Origin of the sequence: Kitasatospora sp. NBC_01266 (assembly GCF_036242395.1) — a bacterium.
Lineage (GTDB): Bacteria > Actinomycetota > Actinomycetes > Streptomycetales > Streptomycetaceae > Kitasatospora.
Genome location: NZ_CP108458.1, coordinates 4275509 through 4289077, shown reverse-complemented (window position 1 = coordinate 4289077; position 13569 = coordinate 4275509). Strand labels below are relative to the sequence as shown.

14 protein-coding genes and 1 pseudogene are annotated in these 13569 nt (G+C 72.6%); 12 read left to right on the top strand and 3 right to left on the bottom strand.

Going from position 1 to position 13569, the window contains the following annotated elements:
* Positions 1 to 2: 2 nt before the first annotated feature.
* Both OG403_RS18625 and OG403_RS18620 read left to right on the top strand, forming a co-directional pair.
* The gene (locus tag OG403_RS18625) at positions 3 to 602 is read left to right on the top strand and encodes a class I SAM-dependent methyltransferase (protein WP_329565827.1); all 600 of its coding nucleotides are present in this window, start codon (positions 3 to 5) and stop codon (positions 600 to 602) included.
* 46 nt (positions 603 to 648) lie between these two features.
* Complete coding sequence (locus tag OG403_RS18620; RefSeq protein ID WP_329565825.1) at positions 649 to 2424, top strand: sensor histidine kinase; 1776 nt, start codon at positions 649 to 651, stop codon at positions 2422 to 2424.
* Between the two features lie 57 nt (positions 2425 to 2481).
* On the opposite strand, the gene OG403_RS18615 is transcribed toward OG403_RS18620, so the two are convergent.
* A complete protein-coding gene (locus OG403_RS18615; RefSeq protein ID WP_329565823.1) occupies positions 2482 to 3045 on the bottom strand; it encodes a carboxymuconolactone decarboxylase family protein in 564 nt (187 codons plus the stop codon).
* A 91-nt stretch (positions 3046 to 3136) separates the two neighbouring features.
* On the opposite strand from OG403_RS18615, the gene OG403_RS18610 reads away from it, so the two are divergent.
* Complete coding sequence (locus OG403_RS18610; RefSeq protein WP_329565821.1) at positions 3137 to 3628, top strand: MarR family winged helix-turn-helix transcriptional regulator; 492 nt, start codon at positions 3137 to 3139, stop codon at positions 3626 to 3628.
* Positions 3629 to 3683: 55 nt separating this feature from the next.
* On the opposite strand, the gene OG403_RS18605 is transcribed toward OG403_RS18610, so the two are convergent.
* Positions 3684 to 4631, bottom strand: coding sequence for an AraC family transcriptional regulator (locus tag OG403_RS18605; RefSeq protein ID WP_329565820.1), 948 nt, complete (start codon positions 4629 to 4631; stop codon positions 3684 to 3686).
* 133 nt (positions 4632 to 4764) lie between these two features.
* Here OG403_RS18605 and OG403_RS18600 point away from each other — a divergent pair, with 133 nt between their 5' ends.
* From OG403_RS18600 to OG403_RS18580, 5 genes are all read left to right on the top strand, one after another.
* Entirely contained in the window at positions 4765 to 5694 is a 930-nt protein-coding gene (locus tag OG403_RS18600; protein ID WP_329565818.1) for an MBL fold metallo-hydrolase, read from the top strand.
* A gap of 108 nt (positions 5695 to 5802) precedes the next feature.
* Complete coding sequence (locus OG403_RS18595; RefSeq protein WP_329565816.1) at positions 5803 to 6348, top strand: SigE family RNA polymerase sigma factor; 546 nt, start codon at positions 5803 to 5805, stop codon at positions 6346 to 6348.
* A 124-nt stretch (positions 6349 to 6472) separates the two neighbouring features.
* Positions 6473 to 7804 (top strand): LCP family protein, encoded by a 1332-nt coding sequence (locus tag OG403_RS18590; RefSeq protein ID WP_329565814.1) that lies wholly within the window; start codon positions 6473 to 6475, stop codon positions 7802 to 7804.
* Positions 7794 to 8237: a DUF6542 domain-containing protein gene (locus tag OG403_RS18585; RefSeq protein ID WP_329565812.1), complete on the top strand. Its 444-nt coding sequence runs from the start codon at positions 7794 to 7796 to the stop codon at positions 8235 to 8237. Before OG403_RS18590 ends, OG403_RS18585 begins: the two co-directional genes overlap by 11 nt.
* On the top strand, positions 8230 to 9630 hold the full coding sequence (locus OG403_RS18580) for an LCP family protein (RefSeq protein ID WP_329565810.1): 1401 nt from the start codon (positions 8230 to 8232) through the stop codon (positions 9628 to 9630). The genes OG403_RS18585 and OG403_RS18580 overlap by 8 nt, the downstream gene beginning before the upstream one ends.
* Positions 9631 to 9686: 56 nt before the next feature.
* Here OG403_RS18580 and OG403_RS18575 read toward each other — a convergent pair.
* Positions 9687 to 10292 (bottom strand): annotated as a pseudogene (locus OG403_RS18575) (helix-turn-helix transcriptional regulator); the annotation flags it as partial.
* Between the two features lie 89 nt (positions 10293 to 10381).
* On the opposite strand from OG403_RS18575, the gene OG403_RS18570 reads away from it, so the two are divergent.
* The 4 genes from OG403_RS18570 (at position 10382) to OG403_RS18555 (ending at position 13461) form a co-directional block, all read left to right on the top strand.
* On the top strand, positions 10382 to 10825 hold the full coding sequence (locus tag OG403_RS18570) for a DUF3224 domain-containing protein (RefSeq protein WP_329565808.1): 444 nt from the start codon (positions 10382 to 10384) through the stop codon (positions 10823 to 10825).
* 180 nt (positions 10826 to 11005) lie between these two features.
* A complete protein-coding gene (locus OG403_RS18565; RefSeq protein ID WP_329565806.1) occupies positions 11006 to 11629 on the top strand; it encodes a YegP family protein in 624 nt (207 codons plus the stop codon).
* Positions 11622 to 12059, top strand: coding sequence for a hypothetical protein (locus tag OG403_RS18560; RefSeq protein WP_329565805.1), 438 nt, complete (start codon positions 11622 to 11624; stop codon positions 12057 to 12059). Before OG403_RS18565 ends, OG403_RS18560 begins: the two co-directional genes overlap by 8 nt.
* Before the next feature lie 343 nt (positions 12060 to 12402).
* Positions 12403 to 13461 (top strand): PstS family phosphate ABC transporter substrate-binding protein, encoded by a 1059-nt coding sequence (locus OG403_RS18555; protein ID WP_329565804.1) that lies wholly within the window; start codon positions 12403 to 12405, stop codon positions 13459 to 13461.
* The last annotated feature ends 108 nt before the right edge of the window (positions 13462 to 13569 follow it).

The window sequence follows — 13569 nt, the reverse complement described above, 5'->3', positions numbered from 1 at the left end:
GCATGAACCTCAACCACGCGCGTGTGTGCACCAGTCCGGAATGGGCCGAGCAGTTGCAGACCTTGGTGCTGCCCAAGGTGACCGCCGGAGTCGAGTTGGGCCCGGCGATGCTGGAGGTCGGCCCCGGGCCCGGTGCCGCCACCGACTGGCTGCGGCGCCGCGTCGAGCGGCTGGTCGCGGTCGAGTACGAGCAGGCCGCCGCCGAGGCGCTCGCGGCCCGCTACGCCGGCACCAACGTCGAGGTGCTGCACGGCGATGCCACCGCGCTGCCGTTCGCCGACGCCGCGTTCGACGCGGTGGGCTGCTTCACGATGCTGCACCACGTGCCCACCCCGGCCCTGCAGAACCGGCTGCTCGCCGAGGCGCTGCGGGTGCTGCGCCCCGGCGGCGTGCTGGTGGGGTCGGACAGTCTGCCCGGGGACGCGTTGCACCACTTCCACGAGGGCGACACCTACAACCCGGTGGAGCCGTCGGCCTTTCTGGCGCGGTTGCAGACGCTGGGCTTCGAGCAGCTCACCATCGGCGTGGGGCGGGTGCTGACCTTCGTCGCGCACAAGCCCTCGGGCGATCACGAGGGCAGCGTCGGCGCCGACGCGGACTGAGCCGTCCTTCCGGGTGAATCGGCTGCTCAGCGCCTAGGGTCGAAGCATGGCGACCACCCCCGATGAGCCCGCTCCGCACCGGGTGCCCGAGATCTCCTCGCTCGGCCTCGACACGCTGGTGACCGAGGTGTCCGAGCGACTGCAGTCGGCCGCCGCAGTCACCGACCGGATGCAGCGGCTGCTGGAAGCGGTGGTCTCGGTCGGCGCGGGCCTGGACCTGCACGCGACCTTGGAGCGGATCGCCTCCGGGGCGGCGGAGCTGGTGGACGCCCGGTACGCCGCGCTCGGGGTGATCTCGCCGACCGGGCACGGGCTGAGCGACTTCATCCACGTCGGGATCGACGACGCGACCGCCGCCGAGATCGGCGACCTGCCCTCGGGGCGGGGGATCCTGGGCGTACTGATCGACCGTCCCGAGCCGCTGCTGCTGGACGACCTCTCCAAGGACCCGCGCGCGAGCGGGTTCCCGGCGCACCACCCGCCGATGGGCTCCTTCCTCGGGGAGCCGATCCGGGTGCGCGACGAGGTCTTCGGCCACCTCTACCTGACCGAGAAGCACGGCGGCGGCGGGTTCACGCCCGAGGACGCCCAGGTGGTGCACGCGCTCGCGGCGGCCGCCGGGGTGGCGATCGAGAACGCCCGGCTGTACGAGGAGGGGCGCCGCCGCGAACGCTGGATCGCGGGCGCCGCCGCCGTCACCACCGCGCTGCTCTCCACCGACAACGCGCACGACGCGCTGACGGTCGCCGCCGAGCGGGTGCGCGAACTGGCCGACGCCGAGCTGGGGATGATCATGCTGCCCACCGGCGACGGCGGGCTGCGGGTCTCGCACGCCTCGGGCCGGGACGCCGAGTACGTGGTCGGCGAGCTGGTCCCCGGCGCCGGCTACGCGGCCAGGCTGCGCGACGGGGAGAGCGTCTTCATCGACGACATGTCAAAGGATCCGGCGCTGGTGATGCGCCTGGCCCGCCGCTACGGGCCCTCGATGGCGCTGCCGATGGTGGCCGGCGGGCAGGTGCTGGGCGGCCTGGTGGTCTGGCGGGCGCTGGGCGCCCGCCCGTTCAGCGATGTCACCAAGGAACTCGCGGCCACCTTCGCCTCGCAGGCCGCGCTGGCCCTGCGGCTGGCCGAGGGGCAGCACGACAAGCAGCGGCTGGCCGTCTTCCAGGACCGCGACCGGATCGCCCGCGACCTGCACGACCTGGTCATCCAGCGGCTCTTCGCCACCGGGATGATGCTGGAGAGCGCCGCCCGCCGGGCCGCCGTCCCCGAGGTCACCGAGCGGATCGGCCACGCGGTGGACGAACTCGACGCCACCATCCAGGAGGTGCGCACCACCATCTACGCCCTCCAGCACGACGACCACGGCGACGAACCGGACACCCTGCGCACCCGGGTGCTGCGCGAGGGCAGCCAGGCCGCCGCCGCGCTCGGCTTCAAGCCCTCGATGACCTTCACCGGCCCGGTGGAGAACCTGGTCGGGGATGCGACGGCTCGTCAACTGCTGGCCGCGCTGCGCGAGATGCTCTCCAACACGGCCCGCCACGCCCGTGCCTCCCGGGTCGTCGTCGAGGTCGACGCCACCGTCCACCTGGGCGACGACGGCCACCCCGTCTCGGGCGACCCCGAGGCCCTGGACCGCCCGGGGCGCCCCGGTGTGCTGCTCACCGTGACCGACGACGGCGTGGGCATCCCCGAGGGGGGCCGCCGCAGCGGCCTGGCCAATCTGCGCCGCCGGGCCGAGGCGCTGGGCGGCGACGCCTGGCACGAGCCGGGCCCGGACCGCCGGGGTACCCGGGTGCGGTGGTCGGCGCGGCTGTGACCGTGTAGGCGTGCCGGTGTTGGTGCGTCGGCGCCCGCCGGTCGACGGTGCGGCGGGTCAGACGCCGGCCGGCTCCCAGGCGAACGCGGCCAGCTGGGCGTCCGGTTGGGCGTCGGTGAGGCGGTTGGCGAAGGTGGACAGGGTGTAGGTGCCGATTCCGAGCACCACCTCCAGGGCGTTGCGCGGGGTGAAGCCGTGCGCGAGGAAGGCGTCCAGGGCCTCGGGGGAGGCGGCGCCGGCGGTGGCGAGCAGCTCCAGGGTGAAGGCGCGGACGGCGGCGAGGCGGGGGTCGGGCAGCGGGGTGCCCGTGCGCAGCGCCTCGATCAGGGCGGGGTCGGCGCCGAGCTTGGTCAGCTTGGCGGTGTGCATGGCCACGCAGAGGTGGCAGACGTTGCGGGTGGCGATGGTCAGCACGACCACCTCGCGGGCGAGCTGGTCCAGTGAGCTGCGCTCGAAGCGGGCGCTCAGGTCGAGGAACCCGGTGAGCAGCTCGGGGGATTCGGCCATCTTGCCGACCGCTTCGGGCAGGTGGCCGAAGTGCCGCTGGGTGGACTCCATCGCGGCGTGTGCGGCGGCGGGAGCGGAGTCCAGGGTGTGGGCCGGGAAGTAGGGTCGGGACATGGCTGATCGGTCTCCTCGTTCGTCGAGCAATGGACAACGTGGTTGACTAAAAACGTAAACCAGGTTGTCGATCTAGGCAAGGGGTGTCCGGATGTCCGCGATGGGTGACGGCGCGGCGGAGCGCGAGAGCTACGGGTTCGAGCTGCCGCTGCTGCTCTTCGCGGGCTTCCGCTCGATCATCGACCAGCTGCACGCCGAACTCGCCGAACAGGGCCACCCGGACGCTCGCCCGGCCCATGGCTTCGCCCTGCAGGCGGTGGGCCTGCAGGGCGCGAGCGCGAGTGAGGTGGGGCGTCGGCTGGGCGTCTCCAAGCAGGCGGCCGGCAAGACGATCGACCGGCTGGAGGCGCTCGGCTACGTCTCCCGGGTGGAGGATCCGGCCGACGCCCGGCGCAAGCTGGTCCGGCTCACCCCGCGCGGTGTGGACATGCTGGCCCGCTCCGCCGCCGTCTTCGAGCGGCTGCGGGCCGACTGGGTGGCCCGGTTGGGCGAGGACCGGGTGCGCGAGCTGGAGCGGGACCTGCGGACCATGGTGCCGGCGGGGTTCTTCCGGCTGGACGTGGCGGGGTGGTTCGGCCAGTAGCGGACGGGCCGACAGCGCGCTGGCCGGCCGGCCGGCCGGTCAGTCGGTCAGTCGGTCAGCCGGTCGACCGCGCGGCCCGGTAGCGGCCCGGTGTGGTGCCGAAGGCGCGGTTGAAGGCGTGCGACAGCGCGTACGGCGAGCCGTAGCCCACCTGGCGCGCGATGGTGTCGATCGGCGCCTGGGTGTCGCGCAGCAGCGCGGCCGCGCTGGTCATCCGCCACCAGGCCAGGTAGGCCATCGGGGAGCGCCCGACCAGCGCGGTGAACCGGCGGGCCAGGGTGGCCCGGGAGACGCCGGCCCGGGCGGCCAGCAGCTCGTTGCTCCAGGCCTGTTCGGGGGCCTCGTGCAGCGCGCGCAGGGCTCCGGCGACCACGGGGTCGGCCAGTGCGGCTGACCAGCCGCCGTCCGCCGGGCCGGCTGCCGAGCCGTCGGCGGGGCCGTCCGTGAGCCAGGCCCGCACCAGGTAGACCAGCAGCAGATCGAGCAGTCCGGGCACCGCCACCCCGGCCCCCGGCGCATCCCGCCCCACCTCGCGGCCCAACAGGTCGATCGCGGACCGGAGTTCGGGGTGCCGGCCGATCCGGTTCGGCAGCTGCACCACGGTCGGCAGCTCGGCCATCAGTGGGTGCGGGTGGCTGCGGTCCAGCCGGTACTTCCCGCAGAGCAGCTCGGTCACCCCGGGCCCGTCGGGCACCGACCGGACGGCCTGCCGCGACCGCCACTCCTCGAAGTCCACCGCCCGCTCGATCGCCTGGCGCCCCATCGGTTCGCTCGCCAGCACATGCCCGGTGCCGTGCGACAGCAGCACCACGTCGCCGGGGCCGAGCGTGACGGGCGCGCCGTCGTCGTCCGGCAGCAGCCAGCAACTGCCCTGCAGCACCACGTGGAACCCCGCGCCCTCGTACGCGGCCAGCCGGGCGCACCAGGTGCCGGCCACCCGCAGCCGGTCGGAGGAGGGCTGCCCGACCCGGACCGCCGAGATCGCGTCGCTGAGTACGTCCACCCGGCCAGCGTAGCGGCGGTGAGCTTCTCGCATATCCGATTGAGCAGATCACGCATTGAGACACTCAGATGCTGATCCATATGCTCAACACGACAGCCCGTCAGGACAGCGGACCACAGGAGCGGAAGAAGCCATGGAGCAGACGCACATCACACTGGGCGAGGTCGAGGTCGGCCGGGTCATGGAGCACCAGGCGCCGCTCGTCCCGGCGGCGACGATGCTGCCGGACTTCCCGCCCGAGGTCTGGCGCGACAACCAGGCGTGGCTGGCCCCCGACTTCTGGGAGCCGGCCAGCGGCGCGCTGGTGCTCGCCGTGCAGACCTGGGTACTGCGCAGCGAGGGGCGGACGATCCTGGTCGACACCGGCGTCGGAAACGGCCGGCACCGGCCGCACGCCCCGCACTTCGCCAACTGGGACACCGACTTCCTGGACGGCCTGGCGGCGGTGGGCGTGCGCCCGGCCGACGTCGACCTGGTGGTCAACACCCACCTGCACGCCGACCACGTGGGCTGGAACACCGAGCTCCGGGACGGGAGTTGGGTGCCCACCTTCCCCAACGCCCGCTACCTGCTGCCGGCCGCCGACTTCGACGCCGCCGACCCGGCCCAGCAGCACGGCCGCCCGGAGCCGCGCACCGAGGCCGAGTTCCGCCGTCGGGAGAGCCAGGCGCAGCTCTTCGCCGACAGCATCGCCCCGGTGCACCAGGCCGGGCAGCTCGACCTCTGGCAGGACAGCCACCGGATCGACGGCAACCTGACCCTGGAGGCGGCCCCCGGCCACACCCCCGGCTCCAGCGTGCTGCGGCTGGCTTCCGGGGGCGATCGCGCGGTCTTCGTGGGGGACATCCTGCACAGCCCGATCCAGATCCTGGATCCCGCCTGCAACAGCTGCTTCTGCGCGGACCAGGCCCAGGCCGCCGCCACCCGCCGTCGGGTGCTCGAACGGGCTTCGGACGAGCGGGAGCTGATCATCCCGGCGCACTTCGGCGGCAGCGGGATCACCGAGGTGCGCCGGGCCGGTGACACCTTCGCGATCACCGGGTGGGCGGGCGCGGGGGCCTGAGCGGGTGCGGGCGATGACGCGGGGGCTCCGAAAAAATCTGCTGAACCGATGTAACGCGCGCAGCTCCCCACACCGTCATAGGGCGGATGGTCCGAGTCGGGAGTGGTGATGACCAAGAGCAGCAGTAGCGCGCGTGAGGCGATGGAGGAGGAGTTCCTCGCCTTCGCGACCGGACGCTCCGGGCAGCTGTACCGCTCCGCGTACTTCCTGACCGGGGGCGACGGGCATCTGGCCGAGGACCTGGTGCAGGAGACGCTCGGCCGGATGTACACGCACTGGCACCGGACCACCCGGCCCGGGCGGAACGGGAAGATCGCGGACCCGGCGGCGTACGCGCAGACCGTGCTGGTCCGGCAGTTCCTCTCGCACCAGCGCCGGCGCAGCAACCGGGAGCGGCCGGCGGCCGTGCTGCCGGACCGCACGGGGCACGAGGTGGACGCCAGCCTGCGGATCACGCTGACCGAGGCGCTGGCCCGGCTGCCGGCCAAGGACCGCGCGGTGCTGGTGCTGCGGTACTGGGAGGACCGCAGCGTCGAGGAGACCGCTACGGTGCTGCGCGCCAACGCCGGCACCGTGCGCGTCCGCAGTGTCCGGGCGCTGGCCAGGCTGCGGGCGCTGCTCGGCGACTCGCTGGCCGAACTCGCCACCCGCTGACCCGGCCCGCCGTCGTCCCCACCACCCACGCCACCCACCGGCCCCATCACCCGCTGACCCCGGACCTTCCGGCACGGGCCCGGCCGGCCTTCAGCAGCCCCAGACCGAGAGACGGTGATCCCCGATGCCAGCCGATCCGCAGCCCGACCCGGAGTTCGAGGACGGGCTGGTCCGTGCCTTCGACCAGGCGGCCGAGCACGTCCGGAGCGAGTCGCAGCCCCTGGTGACCGGCGGCCTGGTCCGCGGCCGGGTCCGGCGCCGGCGTCGGCGGATCGCCGCGCTCACCGGCAGCGTGACGGCGGTCGCGGTGATCGCCGGGGGCGGCCTGTTCGCCGCCGCGCTCGGCAGCAGCCCTCCGGTGCCCACCTCGCACGCGCTGACCGAGGCGGCCAGGAGCGCGCCGCCGAGGCTGGACAAGGGCGTCAACATCCTGCTGATGGGCGTGGACAGCCGAACGGCGCTGGACGGCAGTGCCGTGCCCGACTCCCTCGTCCGGGACCAGCTGCACGCCGGATCCAGCGACCTCGGCGGCTTCCTCACCGACACCCTGCTCGTGCTGCACATCCCGGCGGGCGGTGACGGCAGGGTCGAGGCGGTCTCCATCCCCCGCGAGGACTATGTGCAGTCGGCCGGTGCCGACGGCGGGATGCAGAAGATCTCGTACGTCTACGGGATCGCCAAGGCCGCCGCCGAGGCCAAGCTGCAGGGCAAGGGCCTGTCGCCGGCCCAGCTGGCGCAGCAGGGCAGCGAGGCGGGCCGCACCGCCACCATCGCGACCGTCCAGCAGTTCCTCGGGATCCCGATCGACCACTTCGCCGAGGTCGACATGCTCGGCTTCTACGACATCGCCCAGGCCGTCGGCCCGATCCAGGTCTGCCTGAACCACGCGACCTCGGACTCGCTGGGCTCCGGCTTCTCGGGCCGGGCCGGCATCAACACCCTTGACCCGGCCCAGGCCCTGGCCTTCGTGCGGCAGCGGCACGGCCTGCCGAACGCCGACCTGGACCGGACGCACCGCCAGCAGGCCTTCATCGCCTCGGCGCTGCACACGCTCGGGCAGCAGGGCCTGTTCGGCGACCTCGGCAAGGCGCAGGGGCTGCTGGCCGCGGTGAAGAAGGACGTGGTGATCGACGACCAGTGGAACCTGCTCGACTTCATGCAGCAGGTGCCGGACCTGGTCGGCGGCAACGTCGAGTTCAACACCCTGCCGATCACCGGGTTCGCGACGGTCAGCACCCGCGGTTTCGAGGAGAGCGTCAACACGGTCGACCCGGTGCGGATCCGGCAGGTGGTCCAGCAGCTGTTCGGGGGCGCTCCGGCGGCGTCGGGCAGTCCGGCGTCCGGCGCCGCGCTGCCGTCGGCACCGACAGCACCGACAGCACCGACGGCGTCGGGCGGTGCGCCGCCCGTGGGTCCGGCTGTTCAGGGCAACGAAGGGATTCCGTGTGTCGACTGACGCCGCACCGCAACCGGCCACCCGCCGCCGACCCCGGCGGCAGCGGCCCCGGGTGACCGTCCCCGCCGCACCGCTCGCCGTCGGGCTGCCGGTGCTGGGCGCCGTGTTCGACGAGACGGCCAACGGCGGGATCGGCCGCGGCTTCGCCGTCTGCGCCGTGCTCGGCACGCTGCTGGCGGCCTGGTTCTGCGGTCCGGCCGGCCGCTGGTGGGTGGTCACCGCACCGCCGGTGCTGGTGCTCGGCCTCACGGCGGTGGCCGAACTGCTCTGGCACGGCGACAAGTACCGGGGCAAGGCGCTGGCCACCGGCGCGGTGCGCTGGTCCGTCCACGCGTTCCCGGTGATCGCCTGCTCGATCGGGGCGGCGCTGCTGGTGATCGTGGTCCGCACGGTCGTCGAGCGCGGCCGTGAGCGCGGGGGGCGCCGTGGCTGAGCACCGCAGCAGGCGCGCCGCCCGGACCCGCCGCACCGGGCCGCTGCGGCTGGCCGGCCGCACCCTGGCCTGCGGCGTCTGCCTGGCCGTGCTCGGCACCACCGGCTTTACCTGGTACACCTACCGGAGCCTGACCACCGGGATGACCACCTCGAACGCGCTGGAGCAGGTGAAGCAGGACGCGCCGAAGAAGCTCGACAACTCGGTCAACCTGCTGCTGATCGGCCTGGACAGCCGCAAGGACATGAACGGCAACGACCTGCCGAAGCAGTTCGTCCAGGACGAACTGAACGCCGGCTCCAGTCAGATCGGCGGCTACAACACCAACAGCCTGATCCTGCTGCACATCCCGGCCGGCGGCGGCAAGGTCGAGGCGGTGTCGATCCCGCGCGACGACTACGTGATGACCTACAACGGCGACGGCTCCGAGCAGGGCATGCACAAGATCAAGGAGGCCTACGGCAAGGCCAAGGAGCAGGCGGCACCCGGTCTGCAGGCCAAGGGCCTCAAAGGCGCGGCCCTGGAGCAGGCGGGCCGTGACGCGGGGCGCGCGGCGACCATCGAGACCGTGCAGAAGTTCCTCGACGTCCCGATCGACCACTTCGCCGAGGTCAACCTGCTCGGCTTCTACGACATCGCCCAGGCCGTGCAGCCGATCACGGTCTGCCTGAACGCCGCGACCAAGGACCCGGCCGAGGACCTCCAGGGCTCCGGCGCCGACTTCCACGCCGGCCTCAACAGCCTGAACGCCTCCCAGGCGCTCTCCTTCGTCCGCCAGCGCCACAACCTGGCGGGCGGTGACTTCGACCGCACCCACCGCCAGCAGGCGTTCATCGCGGCGGTCGAGTACAAGCTCCGGCAGGACGGACTCTTCGGCGACCTCGGCAGGATGCAGCAGCTCTTCGACGCGGTGAAGAAGGACGTGGTGATCGACGACAAGTGGAACCTGCTGGACTTCATCCAGCAGGCACCCGATCTCACCGGCGGCAACGTGGAGTTCAACACACTGCCGGTGAAGGCGCTGCAGCCGCCGGTGGTGATCCCGGACGACGGCCCGAAGCCGGTGGACGTCAACTACGTGGATGAAGCGCTGAACCAGCGCACGGTCAAGGTGCTGTTCGGCTACTCCGACGCCACGTCCGGTTCCGCGTCGGCGTCCGCGTCCACTGCGGCGTCCGCACCGGTGCCGTCGCCCGCCGCGAGTTCACCCTCGCCGTTCGCGTCGCCGTCCGCCAGGTCGGGCCACCGCGCCGGCGCGACGCCGACCCCGACGCCGATTCCGACACCGGCCGCAATCCCGACTCCGAGTCCGAGCGTCTCCGATCCGGCGGCCGGAATGGTGATGCAGGGCAAGGCCGTTCAGGGTGACAACGGGATCCCCTGCGTCGACTGAGCCGATGAGCCCGGTGCCGGCGGCTCCGCGGCTGCCGGCGCCGCGTAGCGCGTCGCCAGGGCCGCCACCGCCCCGACCCGGTAGGTCCTGGGGAGGTCCGGCGCAGCCGCCACCAGGTACCAGATGCCGCCCTTGAGTACGAGCCCCAGCGCCCGCAGCTCCCGGCGCACCTCGCCGCTCCACCGCCGGTACTCGCAGCGCAGCACCCGCTGCTCACACACGGCCCGCGCCAGGTCGCCGAGCCAGGGCACCGGGTCCGCCTCCCGGAACCAGGCGGGTGCGTCCAGGTGGAAGCGGTCCTGGACCCGCCGGGCCCGCTCCAGCGAGCCGCTCGGCAGCGCGGCCTGCAGCTTGAGCTGGGCGGCGGCGAGGGCGGCGCCCAGCCCCAGGTCGCGGGCCGGGCCGGGCGCTCCGGCCAGGAAGAGCGAACCGGCCTCGGTCTCGGTGAGCCCGGTGAGGCGGGTGCGGTAGCCCTCCACCAGCCGGTAGCCGCCGGCCGGGCCGCGCTCGGCCAGGACCGGGACGCCGGCCGCGCCCAGGGCCTCGATGTCCCGGTGGACGGTGCGGACGGAGACCTCCAGCTCGGCGGCCAGCACCGGTGCGGTGAGCGGGCCGCGGTTCTGCAGCAGGAGGAGCAGCGTGAGGAGCCGATCGGCGCGCATGGCCACCATTCTGCTCGGCGTACCTGACAGAAGGTGTCAGGTATGCCGAAGAGGCTGGTCACGCACCCGAATCCCGGAGAGGACCGCGCATGAACAGCACCAGCGAGGCCATCAGTACCAGTGGTTGGTTCACCTCCGCCAACTGGGCGGAGTCCCCGATCGGCCCCGGCGACCCGGCGACCACCCCGCGGCTGGCCCGTGCCGCCGTCAGCAACAACTTCACCGGCGGCCTCACCGCCGCCGGCACCGTCTGCGAGTACACGCTGAGCTATGTGACCGAGAGGACCGGCGTCCTCAACGGCCTGGAGCTGATCACCGGCAGCCTCGACGGCCGGCGGGGCAGCTTCGTGATCGAGCAGCGCGGCAGCTTCGACGAGGACGGCAGCGTGCACTGCTCCTTCGAGGTGGTCGCCGGTTCGGGCACCGGCGCGCTGACCGGCCTGCGCGGCAGCGGCAGCTTCCGATCGCGGCAGGGCGAGTCGGCCGTGCCGTACGTCTTCGGTTACGACGGGCTTGACCAGCACGAGAACTGACGGAACGTCAGAAGCAAGGTGCTCGCCTGGACCCGGGTCCGGGCGAGCACCTTGCCAGGAAGCTCAGTTGCGCATTTAGTTGAACGTTAACGAGAGAGAACTTCCCGGCCAATAGACCTGCCGAACGATGATCGGCCCTATCTGTGCCCAGCTCTGCACACATACGGTTGGGCCGGTTGGGTGCCGAGCACGGGATCTCTACGCGACGCCCACGTGTCCCGGCAATCCTCGGGGCCGTGTGGCGCCGGGGACAGGGGCGGGTGGGGCCTGGTGGGCCGAGAAGGCGGGGGTCGGGTCGGCACTGACCCGGTCCGGGGTGGATTTCAGGTCGAGCGTGCGGCGAACGGGCGTTACCAGTGGCAGCTCAAGGCACCGAACGGACGGATCGTCGCGGTCTCGTCCCCGGTGTACGACTCGCCGCAGGAGGCGAGCCGGGTGTTCGCGGCACTGCGTGCGGACGCGGCCGAGTTAACGGCACGTATCACTCATGTGAGAGACGGGATCGGCTGGATCTGGGTGGTGCCCGGCTCGCGCGGGGTGCCGGAGGCGCGCTCGAACCGGGCCTATGAGCGGTACGCCACCTGCCAGAACGCGTTCCGGCGCTTCGTGGCGCTGCTGGAACGGCAGGCGGGCGACGCCGCGCAGCCGCGACCGGGTGGCCCGCCGGACGGGTTGCGGGAGCGCTCCCCCGAATCCGAACCCGGACCCGAACCCGCGCCCGAATCCGCAGTGCCCGCAGTGCCTGCCGTTCCCGCCGAACCCGCCGTGCCGCTGCCGCCGATGAGATCCGGCGGCGATGCCTGAACGCCCCGCTGTACGCGGCCCCCGCCTGCTCGCCGTGCAGAGCGCGAGCCGACTGGTCGGCTGGTCGCTTGCCGCCGGCAACGGCCGCCAACTCGCCGTCTCCGCACGGCTCTACCGCTCCGAGTCGGAACTCGTCACGGCACTGCGCGAGTTGCTCATCGAGCGGGCCTCGCTGCGGTATGCCTTCGTGCAGGACCAGGCGCGTGCCTGGTGCTGGTCGGCCTATCTGCCGCCCCGCACCACCCGCCCGGATCCCGCCGCCGGGGAACCCGTCGCCCGCAGTGCGCGCGGCTACCTGCGACGCGACCAGTGCCGGCAGGGCGTCGAGGGCTTCCGCAGCGGACTCAACGCGCTGGAACGCGAGTTGCGCGGCGCCGGCGGTACCAGCGGTACCAGCGGCGCCGGCGGCGAGGGCCGCTGGCCGTGGTGATCGCCGGCCCGGGTGAACGGCGGCGATGATCCGGTGGCGTGCAGGTTGCCGGATCCGACCCGAATCGCCACCGCGAGAAGAACGTCAGGCAGCGCGGGGTCCGCAGGGGTTGACGTGACAGCCCACGAACCACTGATTCGGGCCTGCGACTAAACCTTCATGTCGACAAATCCCGAAAGTTCACCGGTACTCGAGCAGATGAGAAGGGAGCTTCCGGCGCCGCCGCCGACTGGACAGGATCAGTCCCGCCAGGACGGGCCGACGCAACAACGGCCCCGGGCAACCGGGTTCGACCCCGCACCCGGAAACGTCATGCCTGCCTCTCCCACCGGAGGAAAGCACCATGCGTCACACCGCCGCCAAGCTGTTCGCGAGCGTCGCGATCGCCGCCTCGCTGGCCACCGTCGCCGCCGGCCAGGCCACCGCCGACCCGACCGTGACCCCGGCCGCCCAGGACATCGTGGGCACCGGCTCGGACACCATCCAGGCCGTGCTGAACCAGTTCTCGACCGACTACAACGCCTCGCTGACCGCTGCCGGCGACACCACCTCGCCGCGCCTCTACAGCTGGGACGCCACCCCGGCCGGCAACATCACGCCGAAGACCGGTGCGAGCACCATCGCCCGCCCGAACGGCTCCGGCGGCGGCATCTCCGCGCTGAACAACAACACCAAGACCACCGTGGACTTCGCCCGCTCCTCGCGCGGTCCGCAGAGCACCGACCCGAGCACCGACGACTTCGTGGCCTTCGCGCAGGACGGTGTCTCCTGGGCGGGCAACGCCACGGGCGTGGCGCCGGCCAACCTGAGCACGGCCGACCTCAAGGGCATCTACACCTGCTCGATCACCAACTGGAACCAGATCACCGACGTCTCCGGCTACACCGGCCCGAACGCCGCCATCCAGGCCTACCTCCCGCAGTCCAACTCCGGCACCCGGGCCTTCTTCCTGCAGGCGATCGGCGGCGGCACCACGGTTGCCCCCGGCAGCTGCGTGCAGGCCTACACCCCGGAGGAGAACGAGGGCACGGACTCGGTCTTCAACAACCCGAACGTGATCTACCCGTACTCCGCCGCGCACTACATCGGCCAGACCGTCGGTGGCCACACCACCACGACCGACGCCCCCGGCTACCTGACCCTGCGCAACATCGACGGCATCAACCCGATCGCCAGCAGCGCCCTGAACCCGGCCTTCACCGGCACCAACTACGGCCGCACGGTCTACAACGTGGTCCGTGACGCCGAGTTCAACGGCACCGGCACCCAGTCCACCGCGCTGCAGAACATCTTCGGCGCCAGCGGCTGGATCTGCAACAGCACCACCGCCGCCGCCGACATCGCGAGCTACGGCTTCGCCGCGCTGCCGCCCTTCGCCTGCGGCGCCGTCGTCCACTCCTGATCCAACTCGCCCCACCGCGCCGCGCGGTAGCCCAGCGCGGTAGCACCGCACGACGCAGCACAGCACAGCACCGCCCGGTCACACCCAGCAGGACCCGCAGCACACCCG

Excerpts from the sequence above, each read along its gene's own strand:
- OG403_RS18625 (WP_329565827.1), top strand. The coding sequence starts at position 3 with ATGAACCTCAACCACGCGCGTGTGTGCACCAGTCCGGAATGGGCCGAG.
- OG403_RS18615 (WP_329565823.1), bottom strand. The coding sequence starts at position 3,045 with ATGTCCCGACCCTACTTCCCGGCCCACACCCTGGACTCCGCTCCCGCC.
- OG403_RS18595 (WP_329565816.1), top strand. The coding sequence starts at position 5,803 with ATGACCAAGAGCAGCAGTAGCGCGCGTGAGGCGATGGAGGAGGAGTTC.
- OG403_RS18560 (WP_329565805.1), top strand. The coding sequence starts at position 11,622 with ATGCCTGAACGCCCCGCTGTACGCGGCCCCCGCCTGCTCGCCGTGCAG.
- OG403_RS18555 (WP_329565804.1), top strand. The coding sequence starts at position 12,403 with ATGCGTCACACCGCCGCCAAGCTGTTCGCGAGCGTCGCGATCGCCGCC.
- OG403_RS18570 (WP_329565808.1), top strand. The coding sequence starts at position 10,382 with ATGAACAGCACCAGCGAGGCCATCAGTACCAGTGGTTGGTTCACCTCC.
- OG403_RS18610 (WP_329565821.1), top strand. The coding sequence starts at position 3,137 with ATGTCCGCGATGGGTGACGGCGCGGCGGAGCGCGAGAGCTACGGGTTC.
- OG403_RS18620 (WP_329565825.1), top strand. The coding sequence starts at position 649 with ATGGCGACCACCCCCGATGAGCCCGCTCCGCACCGGGTGCCCGAGATC.
- OG403_RS18600 (WP_329565818.1), top strand. The coding sequence starts at position 4,765 with ATGGAGCAGACGCACATCACACTGGGCGAGGTCGAGGTCGGCCGGGTC.
- OG403_RS18590 (WP_329565814.1), top strand. The coding sequence starts at position 6,473 with ATGCCAGCCGATCCGCAGCCCGACCCGGAGTTCGAGGACGGGCTGGTC.